The organism is Bacillus sp. MM2020_4, from assembly GCF_011250555.1.
Lineage (GTDB): Bacteria > Bacillota > Bacilli > Bacillales > Cytobacillaceae > Neobacillus.
The window spans coordinates 35,037-48,472 of sequence record NZ_JAANMZ010000013.1 but is presented as its reverse complement, the minus strand read 5'-3'; the positions used below and the strand labels follow the sequence as shown (position 1 = coordinate 48,472).

17 protein-coding genes are annotated in these 13,436 nt (G+C 38.2%); 9 read left to right on the top strand and 8 right to left on the bottom strand.

Translation table 11 applies throughout. From position 1 onward, the window contains the following. Window positions 1-22: 22 nt before the first annotated feature. Window positions 23-898 (bottom strand): peptidylprolyl isomerase, encoded by an 876-nt coding sequence (locus G6554_RS10875; RefSeq protein WP_166241662.1) that lies wholly within the window; start codon window positions 896-898, stop codon window positions 23-25. A gap of 214 nt (window positions 899-1,112) precedes the next feature. Between G6554_RS10875 and G6554_RS10870 the strand changes: the two genes are divergently transcribed. Both G6554_RS10870 and G6554_RS10865 read left to right on the top strand, forming a co-directional pair. Further along, window positions 1,113-1,202 (top strand): YjcZ family sporulation protein, encoded by a 90-nt coding sequence (locus G6554_RS10870; protein ID WP_166241660.1) that lies wholly within the window; start codon window positions 1,113-1,115, stop codon window positions 1,200-1,202. A 36-nt stretch (window positions 1,203-1,238) separates the two neighbouring features. Further along, window positions 1,239-1,331: a YjcZ family sporulation protein gene (locus G6554_RS10865; RefSeq protein ID WP_149869219.1), complete on the top strand. Its 93-nt coding sequence runs from the start codon at window positions 1,239-1,241 to the stop codon at window positions 1,329-1,331. A 108-nt stretch (window positions 1,332-1,439) separates the two neighbouring features. On the opposite strand, the gene G6554_RS10860 is transcribed toward G6554_RS10865, so the two are convergent. Beyond that, on the bottom strand, window positions 1,440-1,619 hold the full coding sequence (locus G6554_RS10860) for a hypothetical protein (RefSeq protein ID WP_007084261.1): 180 nt from the start codon (window positions 1,617-1,619) through the stop codon (window positions 1,440-1,442). A gap of 203 nt (window positions 1,620-1,822) precedes the next feature. On the opposite strand from G6554_RS10860, the gene G6554_RS10855 reads away from it, so the two are divergent. Beyond that, a complete protein-coding gene (locus G6554_RS10855; RefSeq protein ID WP_166241658.1) occupies window positions 1,823-2,161 on the top strand; it encodes a DUF1878 family protein in 339 nt (112 codons plus the stop codon). Window positions 2,162-2,169: 8 nt separating this feature from the next. On the opposite strand, the gene G6554_RS10850 is transcribed toward G6554_RS10855, so the two are convergent. Further along, complete coding sequence (locus tag G6554_RS10850) at window positions 2,170-2,745, bottom strand: HTH-type transcriptional regulator Hpr (protein WP_166241656.1); 576 nt, start codon at window positions 2,743-2,745, stop codon at window positions 2,170-2,172. 257 nt (window positions 2,746-3,002) lie between these two features. Between G6554_RS10850 and yhzF the strand changes: the two genes are divergently transcribed. Continuing rightward, on the top strand, window positions 3,003-3,194 hold the full coding sequence (gene yhzF / locus G6554_RS10845) for a membrane protein YhzF (protein ID WP_166241654.1): 192 nt from the start codon (window positions 3,003-3,005) through the stop codon (window positions 3,192-3,194). A gap of 68 nt (window positions 3,195-3,262) precedes the next feature. Here yhzF and G6554_RS10840 read toward each other — a convergent pair whose 3' ends face one another. Beyond that, complete coding sequence (locus G6554_RS10840; protein WP_166241652.1) at window positions 3,263-3,790, bottom strand: tryptophan transporter; 528 nt, start codon at window positions 3,788-3,790, stop codon at window positions 3,263-3,265. A gap of 146 nt (window positions 3,791-3,936) precedes the next feature. After that, window positions 3,937-4,356: an HIT family protein gene (locus G6554_RS10835; RefSeq protein WP_166241650.1), complete on the bottom strand. Its 420-nt coding sequence runs from the start codon at window positions 4,354-4,356 to the stop codon at window positions 3,937-3,939. Between the two features lie 593 nt (window positions 4,357-4,949). Between G6554_RS10835 and G6554_RS10830 the strand changes: the two genes are divergently transcribed. The 3 genes from G6554_RS10830 to G6554_RS10820 all read left to right on the top strand — a co-directional run bounded on the left by G6554_RS10830 (window position 4,950) and on the right by G6554_RS10820 (window position 7,719). Then, on the top strand, window positions 4,950-5,690 hold the full coding sequence (locus G6554_RS10830; protein WP_166241648.1) for an ABC transporter ATP-binding protein: 741 nt from the start codon (window positions 4,950-4,952) through the stop codon (window positions 5,688-5,690). Beyond that, entirely contained in the window at window positions 5,683-6,894 is a 1,212-nt protein-coding gene (locus tag G6554_RS10825) for an ABC transporter permease (RefSeq protein ID WP_166241646.1), read from the top strand. The genes G6554_RS10830 and G6554_RS10825 overlap by 8 nt, the downstream gene beginning before the upstream one ends. A gap of 102 nt (window positions 6,895-6,996) precedes the next feature. Beyond that, on the top strand, window positions 6,997-7,719 hold the full coding sequence (locus G6554_RS10820) for an EcsC family protein (protein ID WP_166241644.1): 723 nt from the start codon (window positions 6,997-6,999) through the stop codon (window positions 7,717-7,719). A gap of 22 nt (window positions 7,720-7,741) precedes the next feature. Here the strand turns inward: G6554_RS10820 and G6554_RS10815 are convergent, their stop codons facing one another. The 3 genes from G6554_RS10815 to G6554_RS10805 all read right to left on the bottom strand — a co-directional run bounded on the left by G6554_RS10815 (window position 7,742) and on the right by G6554_RS10805 (window position 11,066). Beyond that, window positions 7,742-8,917, bottom strand: a complete 1,176-nt coding sequence (locus tag G6554_RS10815) for a M20 family metallopeptidase (RefSeq protein ID WP_166241642.1) — start codon at window positions 8,915-8,917, stop codon at window positions 7,742-7,744. Between the two features lie 123 nt (window positions 8,918-9,040). Continuing rightward, a complete protein-coding gene (locus G6554_RS10810) occupies window positions 9,041-10,438 on the bottom strand; it encodes a hypothetical protein (protein WP_166241640.1) in 1,398 nt (465 codons plus the stop codon). 142 nt (window positions 10,439-10,580) lie between these two features. Next, window positions 10,581-11,066, bottom strand: a complete 486-nt coding sequence (locus G6554_RS10805) for an antibiotic biosynthesis monooxygenase family protein (RefSeq protein ID WP_166241638.1) — start codon at window positions 11,064-11,066, stop codon at window positions 10,581-10,583. Between the two features lie 239 nt (window positions 11,067-11,305). On the opposite strand from G6554_RS10805, the gene hemE reads away from it, so the two are divergent. Together hemE and hemH are read left to right on the top strand one after the other, a co-directional pair. Further along, window positions 11,306-12,352, top strand: a complete 1,047-nt coding sequence (gene hemE / locus G6554_RS10800; protein WP_166241636.1) for a uroporphyrinogen decarboxylase — start codon at window positions 11,306-11,308, stop codon at window positions 12,350-12,352. 140 nt (window positions 12,353-12,492) lie between these two features. Beyond that, window positions 12,493-13,425 carry a ferrochelatase gene (gene hemH, locus G6554_RS10795; protein ID WP_166241634.1) on the top strand — a complete coding sequence of 311 codons (933 nt, stop codon included), beginning with the start codon at window positions 12,493-12,495 and terminating at the stop codon, window positions 13,423-13,425. Window positions 13,426-13,436 lie beyond the last annotated feature (11 nt).

The following is a 13,436-nucleotide window of genomic DNA, read 5'->3' as shown; positions in this document are numbered from 1 at the left end:
ATGACGCTTCCGCTTTCCCTTTTTATTGTTGTGGAGCAGCTGCTTGTGGCTTAAGCGCGTCTTTTAAATCTTTATCGCTAACTTTTACGTTGGCTGCTTTAAGTTCACGTTCCATTGCTTTGTTGATGTCTTCGGTTTTTAATTTAGATGATTTTACTTGATATTCAATATCTTTTTTCATATCATCGTAAGGCTTCTTCTCTTGTTTCTCTGTTACTTGGATAATATGATAACCGAATTGTGTTTTGACTGGTGCGCTTATTTCATTTGCCTTAAGAGCAAAGGCTGCTTTAACAAAGTCAGCATCATATTGAGCTTTATTGGCATTATTGATGGTACCTAGATCGCCGCCATTTTGAGCAGAAGCGGTATCTGTTGAGAATTCTTTTGCAACATCTTCAAATTTTGCGCCTTCATCAAGCTTTTTCTTTACTTCATTTGCAGTTGCTTCATCTTTAACAAGGATATGACGAGCTTTGATATCTGGCGTATAGCTATCATAGTATTCCTTCATTTCTTTGTCAGTTGCTTTTACGTCTTTCAATGCTGCTTTTTCCTGCATCATTCCAAGCTTCATTGTTTTCTTTAAATCGTCTTCGTTTTTATAACCATATTGTGCAAGAGTTGTTTCGAAATTTGCACCAAGATCTGATTTTAACTGGTTGATTTTATCATTCAGTTCTTTATCCGATACCTTGTATTTTTTAGATAGAACTTTTTCATATACCAGCTGCTGAAGGGCTTGATCACCGATTTTATCCTTCATCGATTTGTACAACTCTTCCTGCGTTACATTCCCAGCCTTGCTCTCTACCACAGTTTCAGAACCACTTTGATTACATGCACCTAATACAAGAACCCCACCAGCTAATGAAAGGGCTAATATCCATTTTTTCATGCTGTATCTCTCCTAAACAGTAAATTCTTATGGGCTTTTTGTCCACATTCCTTACTATAACATAAATTGGAACCGCTGCAAAAATAAATGCTAGGCGCGGTAGAAAAATATCAAGAAGGGCGTGGGACTTTCCTATAAAAATTAGCTAAGTGCCTAAACGAAATGAATACAACATGAATAGTATATCTTAGCAAATGAAAAAGGAGGTATTTCAATGAGTGCCGGAGGATATGGAGCTGGATTTGCTCTAATTGTAGTCCTTTTCATCCTATTGATTATTGTAGGGGCTGCTTTCGTTTATTAAAGAGGAAATTCCCATTTATGAAAGGAGGTAAAATATATGTCTGGTGGTGCAGCATACGGAGGAGGATTTGCCTTAATCGTAGTCCTTTTCATCCTGTTAATTATCATTGGGGCTTCTTGGGTCTATTAAGAAAATAGTGTAAAACTTAAAGCGATGAGAACTTCCTCATCGCTTCGCTTTTTTTAGTTAATTTCCTATTGATTAATCCTAACCATTCGTATTATTTTCACAGGCGGATTATGTATACAAAATTTCCAGGTATGATGAAATAAGTAAGATGGTAATCAGAACATTAATGGTACGAAAGACCTTATGCTGGTTTTCTTCTGGTATTTCCTTTTGAATGCAAAGTGAATTGGTCATTTTATTTACATAAAACAAAATAAAAATAGCGAAGACAATAAAAACGGAGATCATCATTGATTCCCTCCCTGTTGTTCGTGTTATGATTTATACAATACCAAAAATCGCACAAAAAAGATAGTCATAAAGAATGGAAGACTGTTAGACTTTTTATCGTCAGTAATAAATTCAAAATAGTAAAAGAGGTTTACCCAACTCTCAAAAAGGTGAATAATGTTAAAGGGAAAATGTAAAGGTTCGGAAAGAGGGCTATGGTTATGAATGAACATAAATTATTGTGGCAAAGGATCCAGCTTCTTGAATACCACCAGAAACTGCTTGTAAAATTGCTACACAATCCAAAGCAAGAATTTTATAAGCTTGTTATTGAAAATAGTTTAACCGAACAGGAAACAGAAAAGTTCTTAGCTTTATGTGACGAATTGAGCATGAAATTTGAAGAACAAAAAGCGGAAGGGTATGTATACTTTCATCCGCTTTTTGAACGATTATTAGCCTCATTACCAGCTAACCTGAAAATGGAAGAGGTAATAAAAGCATGCCTGCTCCAAAATTTATACGAACCGCTTTTTCACGAGTTCGAAAAATATTTATAATGGAGGTTTTACGCTAATTCTTGTTCTGTCTTTTTTGCTTTTTTTAGTAAACCATTTTCTTCGATGAATTCACTTTCGATATTATGAAAAGAACGTTCAAAGATCTCCATAAAATCTTCACCATAAATGTTGCGAATAATCGCCATTATTTCAATGATATCCGGAAATTTCCCATACAATTCCCGCAGCGGTAACGCACCAGAAAAGGCGGCATTACTAGTTGGTTCATACGTTTCCATTGATCGAAGTAAGATATCTTCACCAGTGTCAGTGAGTTGAATATACGTATTACGTTTGTCGTTTTCCTTTTTAGAGAATTTCAACAAACCTCGTTCTTCTAACTTTTTCGAAAAGTTAAAAGCTGTTGATACATGCATTACCCCGAATTTTGCCACATCGGAGATGGAAGCCCCATTTAAATGATAGGCGATCCAAAGAATGTGATGTTCATTAATATTTAAATCATAAGGCTTAATCCATTGCTGCCAGTCTTTTTCAATCGACTTCCATAACGCTTTACTTAATTGCGTTATTCTCTGACTAAAGATCATTGCTTCTTTCATTGAATATTGTTTCTCAGTCATCCCCAATTTCACCTACTTTTATATTTCTCTATTATCATTATGCCAATAAAATAAAAATTAATAAAGATGTAATTAACAAAATTTTTAGAAATTGCGTAAAATTTATATTGAATTTTTAAAAAATTCCATTTAAAAAATTTTTTCTAAATAGTTTTCACATAATTGTCCTGCTTAAAGGTGCCTTGTTCATATGAATGAATAATAAAACATATAAATAGTTACAACCATTGTTCGAATGAGTAGGAGGACAAAATAAGATGAAGAGTGTAGCTGTAACGTTATTTATCGTAAGTGCTATTCTTTTTCTGGGATCATCTAAATATTTATTTGATTTAAAAAGACCCGGTGTGTATCCGCCAAAACAGATAATAAAGAAAAGAGCAGCAGCTTTGGCTGGTGTTGGCGGCATTTTCCTCCTAGTTGCTTTATTGCTTTCAATAATTTCATAGAAACCCCCGTATGTAATTTAAGAAAAGAACCCCTGGGGGTTCTTTTCTTAAAAAGAGAGCCCCGTACATTATTTTTGGATGACGGAAGCTGATGACAATTTAGTTCGTTTAAAAATAGATTGAGCCACTGGATACAAAATAATCATAATAACAGTATTTAGTGCGATTGCCGGTAAAACACCTACCGAAAATAATGCAGCGAATGGTCCTGGTAAGCTGAATAATAAAAGAGCTGAGCCTAAAAATACAGTTCCTGATACTAATGTACCAACAGCTGATAAGATTGCTGCACAAACAATCGGCTTCATAACTTTCCTAAAGACCAAGAACAAACCGAAAAAGATTAACGAAGTAACAATCTTATCGATAATATTTGGGATTTGGCCGCTAGGAAAACTTGTCGTTAATGCCGACAAGATACCAGTTACAATCCCCATAAGCATGACGCTCTTTACTTCAGGAACGAGTAAAATGCCTAAAAACATCATGGCCAACATCATATCCGGCTTTATTCCAAGAAAACTTGGCATTATCGTATGCAATACGACTCCAATCCCCGCTAAAAGTGCTAAAATGACTAGATTCTTTGTATTCATTTCTCATCTCTCCTCTGCTATTCTAAGCTATTTGTTTCTCCTGCAGTACACTCATTGCCTACAGCGAAAAACTTAGATTCATTATAACATATTACGATAATATTAATAAAGATATAATTTTCAGAAAATTATGCTCTGGAGATAGGTTAAAGCTGCTTTTTAATGTTCACGGCCATTTCTTGTAATAGTTGAGGTGTATAATCGCTTTGATTGCTTTTCCAAACTACACCCAGGCCATCCCCTTTGCCATAACGCGGAATCAAATGGACATGGAAGTGAAAAACAGTCTGACCGGCAAGTTCACCATTATTATTGATGGTATTCATTGCAGCAGGCTCAAATTCCTTTTTTAGGGCAGTAGCAATAGAGGGGACCACTTCATATATGTTTCTTGCGATTTCTGGAGTCAATTCGTAAATATTCTCTTTATGTATTTTAGGGATCACCAGGGTGTGGCCTTTTGTCACTTGACTGATATCCATAAACGCTACCACATGCTCATTTTCAAAAACCTTTGCAGCAGGAATTTCACCATTAACAATTTTACAAAAGATACAATCGCTCATTTCAATGACAACTCCTTTTAATGTTTGTCTTATTTTACCATAATGAATGGTAATACAAAAGAAAAAGGCAGGATTCGCATGGAATCCCGCCTTCCCGAAGGGGAATTGCTTCAATTTTGACGTTCATTTAGGAGTGTTCTTTGATAAACACCTCATTTTTCATAGAGTGTTTTTATAAAGAGACATCTTTGTTCAAGCTGACCATCCCCTATTTGTGTTTTTATTGGTTTTCCTAACCTTTAAAAACGGGTAGTGATCTGCGGTAAACACCTCATTTGCCGTTTATTTTTTTAAGATAAACAGTTGGTGTTGAACTCTAAATGGTTTGCATGCACTGTGTACAAAACAACCATCCCCTTATCTGAAACGACCTGAAAGCTAACTTGTTTGAATGGAAAATGTCTTTGACAGACACCTCATTTCAAGGTTTGATGAATTTCTTCATCTTCGTCAGTTGTTTCCCCTTCGAATATTATGATAACCCGTTAGGAAAGAAATATACAAAAAAGTGTAAGAAAAATTGAATTCCTATTTTTATTGAAAGGAATTTGTTAAAATGTAAACCATAATCATGCTACGGAAGGACGTTTGCAATGTCTTTATTAACAATTGAAAACCTAGTTGGAGGCTATACAAGAAACCCAGTTTTAAAAGATGTTTCCTTTGAGGTTCGTGAAAAGGAATTAGTGGGACTTATTGGCTTGAATGGAGCCGGGAAAAGTACAACCATCAAACATATTATCGGATTAATGGAACCACATCGCGGTACCGTCAAAATTAATGGGAAATCTTTTACAGAAAATAAAGAAGCCTATCGCCGCATGTTTACCTTTGTCCCCGAAACACCAGTCTTATATGAAGAATTAACGTTGGATGAGCATTTAAAATTAACGGCCATGGCCTATGGGCTGGACGAGTCCACCTATAAACAGCGAATTAATCCGCTGTTATCGGAATTTCGAATGGAAAAACGGTTAAAATGGTTTCCAGCTCATTTCTCCAAAGGGATGAAACAAAAGGTGATGATCATGTGTGCGTTTCTCGTCCAGCCATCGCTTTATATCGTTGATGAACCATTTGTTGGACTCGATCCGCTTGGCATTCAATCATTGCTTGATTTAATGAAAAAGATGAAAGAAAATGGTGCGGGAATCTTAATGTCAACCCATATTCTCACAACGGCCGAAAAATATTGTGACCGCTTTATCATTTTACATGAAGGGAAGGTCCGTGCTAAAGGAACACTTAGTGAATTAAGGCAGCAGTTCTCAATGCCAACCGCCTCTTTAGACGATTTGTATATTCAATTGACGAAGGAAGAAAATTATGTTTGATGAGAAGAAACTTTGGAGAGACCGTGCTGGCGGTCGGATGAAGGATATAGGAAGATATTTACGCTATATTTTCAATGGGCACCTTGTTATTGTCCTGTTATTTTTGATTGGAACAGGAGCCTTTTATTATCAAAAATGGCTTGAAACCCTTTCAACTGCATTTCCTGCTGAAATCATATTAGCTGTTATCATGGGCTTTTTCATTACCTATAGCCCGGTTTACAACTTTTTACTCGAAGCCGATAATGTATTTTTACTTCCGCTTGAGGAGAAATTAAAGGGGTATTTTATTCGATCCGGGGTCGCCAGTTTTGTTTTTCAAGGCTATATTCTATTAATGGTTTTAGCGGTCCTGATGCCGATGTATGCCCATGTAAGCGAAAGTGGTTTTCACTCATTTATTCCGTTCTTATCCGTATTACTCATTGCTAAAGTCTGGAATTTAGCTGTTTCGTGGAAAATTCATTATTATGTCGAGGTATCTGTACATAGATGGGATATGGTTGTACGCTACTTTCTAAATGTCGCATTTTCCTATCTTTTATTTAAACAGGCCAACCTGGTTATTCTTTTGGTTATGGCATTAATTATGGGGTTTTATTATTACAGCTTTTTGGTTCGAACAAGAAAAATGGGCTTAAAATGGGACCAATTAATTAACCATGAAGAGAAAAGGATGGCATCTTTTTATCGTTTAGCTAACATGTTTACGGATGTGCCAAAACTGAAGGATACGGTAAAACGTAGAAAATGGCTTGATTTGTTTATCAGTAAAATTCCGTTCTCACAGGAAAAAACTTATTTATTTTTATTTTCGCGAACATTTTTGCGTTCTTCTGATTATCTGGGTTTATTTATCCGTTTAACAGTGATTGGCGCGCTTGCCATCTATTTTATTTCGTTTGGATTCGGCCAGATATTAATTGGTGTCTTGTTTTTATATTTAACCGGATTTCAATTGCTGCCGTTATGGAATCATCATCAAAATAAACTCTGGGTCGATATTTATCCGGTTGCGCCTAAATTTAAGGCTGCCTCGTTCCATTTTTTATTAATGGCCATCCTAACGGTCCAAGCCATTATTTTTGCCTTATTTATTCTGGTTAAAGGAGAAATAATGATTTCACTGCTTGCATTACTAGCTGGTCTTGCATTTTCCTATCTTTTTATTTACTTTTATGGAAAAAATCGTTTAAAAGCCTAGTCTATGAATTTCCCCTTTAAGATGAAGGGTTTTTTTTTGAAACTATTAGGCGGTTTTTATCGTATGTAAGCATAAGCTAATATGTAAAGGGGGTTGGTCATTTTGAACGAATATGAATTAATGGTTTTTGATGAAGTGGATGAATGGAAACGAAAATTAACCAGGCGTTCAGGAATGATGAACCGAATATCAAAAAAAGCCCAAGGGAAAATAAACGAATGGATTCCGGAAAAAGTCCATGAAGTCATGACAGAGAGCATCAAAGCGATGGTGAAAGCTACGTTACTTGGTTCGAAAGTGACAACGAATAAGGACCAGGCCCAAGGGCTAACCCTTGCAGAGAGAGACGAATTGGCACGAAAAAAAATAGCTGCGTATCAGAAGACCGCTGTGATTGAAGGAGCGGGAACGGGGGCGGGCGGTATTTTGCTTGGTCTAGCCGATTTTCCGCTGCTCTTAACGATTAAGATGAAATTCCTGTTTGAAGCAGCTTCTGTTTATGGATTTGATACGAGGAAATATGAAGAAAGATTATTTATTCTCCATGTCTTTCAATTGGCTTTTTCTAGTGATGAAATCCGTAAGCATACCTTATCGGAAATTGAAAATTGGGAAATCCGCAAGCAGGTTCTTGTGGAAATGGATTGGCGTCAGTTTCAGCAGGAATATCGCGATTATATTGACCTTGCCAAACTATTTCAGCTTGTACCGGGCATTGGGGCATTTGTGGGTGCTTATGCTAATAATAATCTTCTGAAGCATTTAGGTGAAACGGCGATGAATGCCTACCGCTTACGAATACTGCAAAAATCCCCTGAACTCTAATGAGACAGGGGATTTTTTATCATTATTCCTTATGGACTCTTATAGCTGCTGTACCCAATGTTTTTGCGGCGATGAGCATGGCTTTTTCATCAATATCAAATTTAGGGTGATGATGTGGATACCCTTCATCATTGGAAACCGGTTTTGCTCCCGTGTAGAAGAAGGTGCCCGGAACTTTTTGTAAATAATAGCCAAAGTCTTCTCCGCCCATTTGCAGCTCGGTTTCTTCGATACTATTCACCTCAGCAATATCCTGTGCACAGCTAATGATAAATTCTGTTTCCTTTTCATGGTTGACCACTGCAGGATAACCTCTGACAAAATCATACTTATAATTACTGTCAGATGTGTAGCAGGTACCGTGAACGATTCGTTCTATTTCACCTTCAATGAATCGTCTTACCTCTTCATTAAATGTCCTGACTGTTCCTATTAATTTTGCTTTGTCTGCAATGACATTGAAGGCATTTTCAGCTGTAAAAGAAGCGACAGTGACAACTGCAGATTCAACTGGGTTTACCTTACGGCTGACGATTTGCTGGAGATTCAACACGAGTTGTGATGCGGTCACGATGGCATCCTTTGTTTTATGCGGTTGTGCCCCATGACCACCCTTACCTTGAATTTCAATTTCGAAACGATCTGCTGCCGCCATGATGGGTCCTGTCCGGTATTGGATGGTGCCTGTTGGTTCACTTGCCCACAAATGCGTACCAAAAATCACATGGACACCTTCTAAACAGCCATCCTTAATCATTGGTGCCGCACCGCCGGGAGCATATTCCTCTGCATGCTGATGTATAAAGACATAGGTCCCTTCAAGGTCGTCACGAAGTTCATTTAAGGCTTTCGCAAGGACAAGAAGTGTCGCGGTGTGACCATCATGTCCACAGGCATGCATGACTCCGGGTACAAGTGATTTGTAAGGGACATCCTTTTCATCCTGAATCGGCAACGCATCGAAGTCTGCCCGTAATGCAACTGTTTTTCCAGACTTTTTCCCGTAAACTTTTGCCACTACCCCATTTCCGCCTATGTTCCCTTTTACTTCGATATCATGTTTTTCATAATAGGTTTGAATGAACCTAGCTGTTTCGTATTCCTGAAAAGATAATTCTGGATGTTGGTGCATGTAGCGGCGGATGGAGACCATTTCGTCATAATTATTTTCTAATTTCGTATATAGCTTGTTTAACATATGTAATCCCTCCAGAGTGGTTTGAAAAAGAGTCTATTTTCAAACTATTTTAACACCTTTGTGGTGTTTTGTATTTTATTTAACTCGGGAAATGAATGTGGCCGACATTAAGTCGGCCTTTCGTTAAATTAAAAATATTGCTGCAATTGTTGTCACGATAAGCCCGATAAATACAGGAAGAAGGTTCCGCCGAGCTAGTTCGAATGGATCAACGTTACAAATGGCTGCAGCTGGAATTAAAGCCCATGGCACGAGTGTTCCGCCTCCGACCCAGATGGCAGCAATTTGCCCTAGTGCAGTCAGTGTAGCGGCACCTTTACCGATAGCAACTGCAAATAGACCAGCAACAGAACCTGCTAGGGAAATTCCGGAAAATCCGGAACCATCCAAACCAGTAATAGCCCCAACAGTTGTTAATGTAATAGCTCCAACTGTTTTACTTAATGGGACAATGCCTGCTAACGCTATACCTAAATCATTGACAATTCCATGGGAAGCTTTCGGTAAAAAGTCGCCAATAATTTTAGTAAAGCCGCTATCACCCAAGTAGAAAAACGCGGCAATCGGTATGACGGGACCAAAAACTTTAAAGCCAAATTGGAAACCTTCGATTAAATAATGGGTAGTTTTTTCAAGCCCTTTATTTTTATGGCTAGTTAAGGTGATTAATAGAAGAATAAGAATGGAGGTTCCGCCGACTAAGGCAGTCGCATCTCCACCGGTTAAATCGAGGATCGACATGGCGGCTACGTCAGCAGCAAATAATAGTGGAACTAAGATGGCAAAAAAACGTTTTTGGACAAGTGATAATAACCCCAGTTCGTCAGCTTTCTCATCGGGAGAATTAGGTAAAACGGTAGAAGAGACCTTCAAAATTCCCCGTTTCATATCCCGCCTTAGAAAGTAAAAAGCTGTTACGGTTGTCACCAGTCCCATGATAAACACTAATGGAATGCTGGCATTTATTACATCTTGAATGGGTAATCCGGCTGCATCTGCGGTTAGTTTAGGTGCCGCTTGTATAACGAAGTCCCCTGATAGAGCAATTCCGTGCCCGAACAAGTTCATCGCCATGGCGACGCCCAATGCTGGCAAGCCAGCTCTAATGGCAACCGGTAGAAGAACAGCACCTAAGAGGGCAACAGCAGGGGATGGCCAGAAAAACCAGGAAATGACCATCATTAAGATCCCGATCGTCCAATAAGCAAGTGTCGGATTGCGTATCAATTTCCTAAAGGGTGAAATCATGACATCGTTGATACCGGTGCTTGTTAGAGTGTGGCTCATGGCAACAATAATGGAGATTACGAGTATCGTCGACAATAATTCTGTGATGGCATAGCTAAAGCTATTGAAAATACTACTAATCGAATGACTTAAACTACCAGAGGCTGTAAGCGCAATTAAGAAAATCCCTACAATACAAATTATTGATGTGTCCCTTTTCATTACCATAAACCCGATAATAAGAACAATAAAGGTCACATATATCCAATGAAGAGCCGTTAGCTCGATAAGCATTATATTCCCTCCTCTCATAATACCCATCAGGGGAAATCGCCCTGCTGGATGTAATACAGAATATGAAAATTGAACCTAGAGGTGAGGGGGTGCAAATAAAAAAGAATGGAGAAATATAACTCCATCCCTGTATTTCCTACAATTATTCGATTATTGAATATTTACTAATATATGGAGCACTAGCGAAAATTTTTTGCTGTGCATCTAGACCTGCTCCTGACTTCATAAATGAATCGGAATTTTGCCATCTTTGATATGACGCTTCATTTTCCCACACCGTCAGGATGACATAGGTAGTAGACGAAATAGGTCGAAGCAATCTTAATGCCCTCAATCCTTGCGCGCTTGCCGTTTTTTGAATTTGAATTTTACATTGGTGTTCAAAAACGGGCCGGCCTTCATCTGTAATCGGAATATGATTCATAATCGCAAAACTTTCTTTTTGAATAACTCCAACCGATTCTAATACCTCATACTTTCGGGGCATGCTAAATTTACTTTTCCCTTCTGTTTCGTGTAATAATAGGGCACCATTTTCATTGACCATGGTCACAATCAGATCATCAGGATATTTGTTTGCTAATTTTGTTAAAAAGTCCAATGTACCAGCGGTTATATAGATGTTCATCTATTCAATCCCCCTTGTATGTTTCATCCTCTATACCATACTATTTTCCATGCTTCATGTTAAATTAAACAAATTATGATCGAAAAAACGACATTTTTTTGACAGTTAGTATCATTTACTATGCACAAATAGGATTAATCGCTATAGTGGAGACAGTCTATGTATAAGAAAATTTTTAAATTTATCCTTTATATATTAAAATGGAGAACAGACATGTCTTTGAAAGGTGGACTTTATTCATGACCAGATCAATTAATGAAACATTTTTAAAAGCAGCAAGAGGTGAGAAAACGGATCATGTACCTGTCTGGTATATGCGCCAAGCAGGGCGTTCCCAACCGGAATACAGAGAAATTAAAGAGAAGTACTCCTTATTCGAAATTACGCACCAGCCTGAGCTATGTGCCTACGTTACCCGCCTGCCAGTTGAGCAGTACAATGTCGATGCCGCGATATTATATAAAGATATCATGACACCGCTTCCGGCAATTGGTATGGAGGTAGAAATAAAGGGTGGAATTGGACCAGTTATAGACAATCCAATCCGTTCTTTAGCAGATGTTGAAAAACTGGGTGAAATACACCCGGAGGAAGATGTACCATACGTATTGGATACAATCAAATTACTAACGACTGAGCAATTAAATGTTCCGTTAATCGGGTTTTCCGGAGCACCATTTACGCTTGCCAGCTATATGATTGAAGGCGGTCCATCGAAAAACTACAATAAGACAAAATCCTTCATGTATTCGGAACCTAAGGCATGGTTTGCATTGATGGAAAAACTGGGCGATATGATTATTACATACGTGAAATCGCAAATAAACGCAGGAGCCAAGGCAATCCAAATTTTCGATTCATGGGTTGGAGCATTAAATGTCGAGGATTACCGTTATTTCATCAAGCCTATCATGAATCGTATTTTCGCTTCATTAAAGGAAGAAAATGTTCCCTTAATAATGTTTGGTGTGGGTGCGAGCCATCTTGCTTTAGAATGGAATGACCTGCCACTGGATGTTGTTGGCTTGGACTGGCGCCTGCCAATTAGCCAAGCAAGAGAAATGGGGGTAAATAAAACCGTTCAAGGCAACCTCGATCCAGCTGTCCTGCTTGCACCATGGGAGGTCATTGAGGAAAAGACTAAAGCAATTTTAGATCAAGGAATGGCACAAAATGGCTATATCTTTAATTTAGGTCACGGTGTTTTCCCATCTGTTAAACCGGAAACATTGAAAAGATTAGCGTCCTTTATTCATGAGTATTCAGCATCCAAAATGAGTCGCTAGGTTTTCAACCTATGAGTGTTAATATTGGTAAGCAACCCACTTTTTTGGCACAATAGAATGAGTTGTTTGGAAGGGGGTATTCATTAATCCCCCCTATTCTTTTATAAATAACGAAAGAGACTTAATAAGAGGTGCAGCATATGACAAAAAAGAAAATGGGACTTTTAGTAATGGCATACGGTACCCCCTATTCATTAGAGGATTTAGAAGGCTATTATACGCATATCCGCCATGGCAGGAAACCAAGTCCTGAAATGTTAGAAGATCTTCGTAATCGTTATCAAGCAATCGGCGGGATCTCTCCATTAGCGAAAATTACCCTTAACCAAGCGGAAAAGCTTGAACAGTATTTAAATCAAATTCAAGACGAAATAGAATTTAAAATGTACTTGGGGTTAAAACATATTGCGCCGTTTATTGAAGATGCTGTGAAAAAGATGCACGAAGATGGTATTGAAGAGGCTGTAAGTCTTGTTTTGGCCCCGCATTTTTCCACCTTCAGTGTAAAATCCTATAATGGAAGAGCAGTAGAGGAAGCTGAGAAATTAGGCAACCTTACTATCAAAACGATTGATAGCTGGTATCAGGAACCGAAATTTATCTCCTATTGGGCTAATCAAGTACAACAAGTGTTTGGACAAATGCCCCAAGAGGAAAAAGACCAGGCCGTACTAATCGTTTCTGCACACAGCCTGCCGGAAAAGATCCTCCAGTATGGCGACCCCTATCCAAGCCAGCTGCAGGAAACAGCTAATTTAATTGCTGAACAAGCAGGTGTAAAGAATGTTGAAATTGGCTGGCAAAGTGCCGGAAATACACCAGAGCCTTGGATTGGTCCGGATGTTCAGGATTTGACAAGGGATCTCTATAAACATCATCATTATCAGGCATTCGTATATGCACCTGTCGGGTTTGTTTGCGACCACCTTGAAGTGTTATACGATAACGATGTTGAATGCAAAACGGTTACGAATGAATTAGGGGTTAACTACTATCGTCCGGAAATGCCTAATGCAAAGGACGAATTTATTGACTGCTTATCAAGCGTTATTCTTAAAAGAGTAAATGAATAAAACGCAGGCAG

What these genes read in the sequence shown, in the direction of transcription:
- G6554_RS10815 (WP_166241642.1), bottom strand. Translation starts at nt 8,917, where the DNA reads ATGTTAAACAAGCTATATACGAAATTAGAAAATAATTATGACGAAATG.
- G6554_RS10865 (WP_149869219.1), top strand. Translation starts at nt 1,239, where the DNA reads ATGTCTGGTGGTGCAGCATACGGAGGAGGATTTGCCTTAATCGTAGTC.
- G6554_RS10870 (WP_166241660.1), top strand. Translation starts at nt 1,113, where the DNA reads ATGAGTGCCGGAGGATATGGAGCTGGATTTGCTCTAATTGTAGTCCTT.
- G6554_RS10805 (WP_166241638.1), bottom strand. Translation starts at nt 11,066, where the DNA reads ATGAACATCTATATAACCGCTGGTACATTGGACTTTTTAACAAAATTA.
- G6554_RS10835 (WP_166241650.1), bottom strand. Translation starts at nt 4,356, where the DNA reads ATGAGCGATTGTATCTTTTGTAAAATTGTTAATGGTGAAATTCCTGCT.
- G6554_RS10850 (WP_166241656.1), bottom strand. Translation starts at nt 2,745, where the DNA reads ATGACTGAGAAACAATATTCAATGAAAGAAGCAATGATCTTTAGTCAG.
- G6554_RS10840 (WP_166241652.1), bottom strand. Translation starts at nt 3,790, where the DNA reads ATGAATACAAAGAATCTAGTCATTTTAGCACTTTTAGCGGGGATTGGA.
- G6554_RS10855 (WP_166241658.1), top strand. Translation starts at nt 1,823, where the DNA reads ATGAATGAACATAAATTATTGTGGCAAAGGATCCAGCTTCTTGAATAC.
- hemH (WP_166241634.1), top strand. Translation starts at nt 12,493, where the DNA reads ATGACAAAAAAGAAAATGGGACTTTTAGTAATGGCATACGGTACCCCC.
- G6554_RS10830 (WP_166241648.1), top strand. Translation starts at nt 4,950, where the DNA reads ATGTCTTTATTAACAATTGAAAACCTAGTTGGAGGCTATACAAGAAAC.
- yhzF (WP_166241654.1), top strand. Translation starts at nt 3,003, where the DNA reads ATGAAGAGTGTAGCTGTAACGTTATTTATCGTAAGTGCTATTCTTTTT.
- G6554_RS10875 (WP_166241662.1), bottom strand. Translation starts at nt 898, where the DNA reads ATGAAAAAATGGATATTAGCCCTTTCATTAGCTGGTGGGGTTCTTGTA.
- G6554_RS10825 (WP_166241646.1), top strand. Translation starts at nt 5,683, where the DNA reads ATGTTTGATGAGAAGAAACTTTGGAGAGACCGTGCTGGCGGTCGGATG.
- G6554_RS10810 (WP_166241640.1), bottom strand. Translation starts at nt 10,438, where the DNA reads ATGCTTATCGAGCTAACGGCTCTTCATTGGATATATGTGACCTTTATT.
- hemE (WP_166241636.1), top strand. Translation starts at nt 11,306, where the DNA reads ATGACCAGATCAATTAATGAAACATTTTTAAAAGCAGCAAGAGGTGAG.
- G6554_RS10860 (WP_007084261.1), bottom strand. Translation starts at nt 1,619, where the DNA reads ATGATCTCCGTTTTTATTGTCTTCGCTATTTTTATTTTGTTTTATGTA.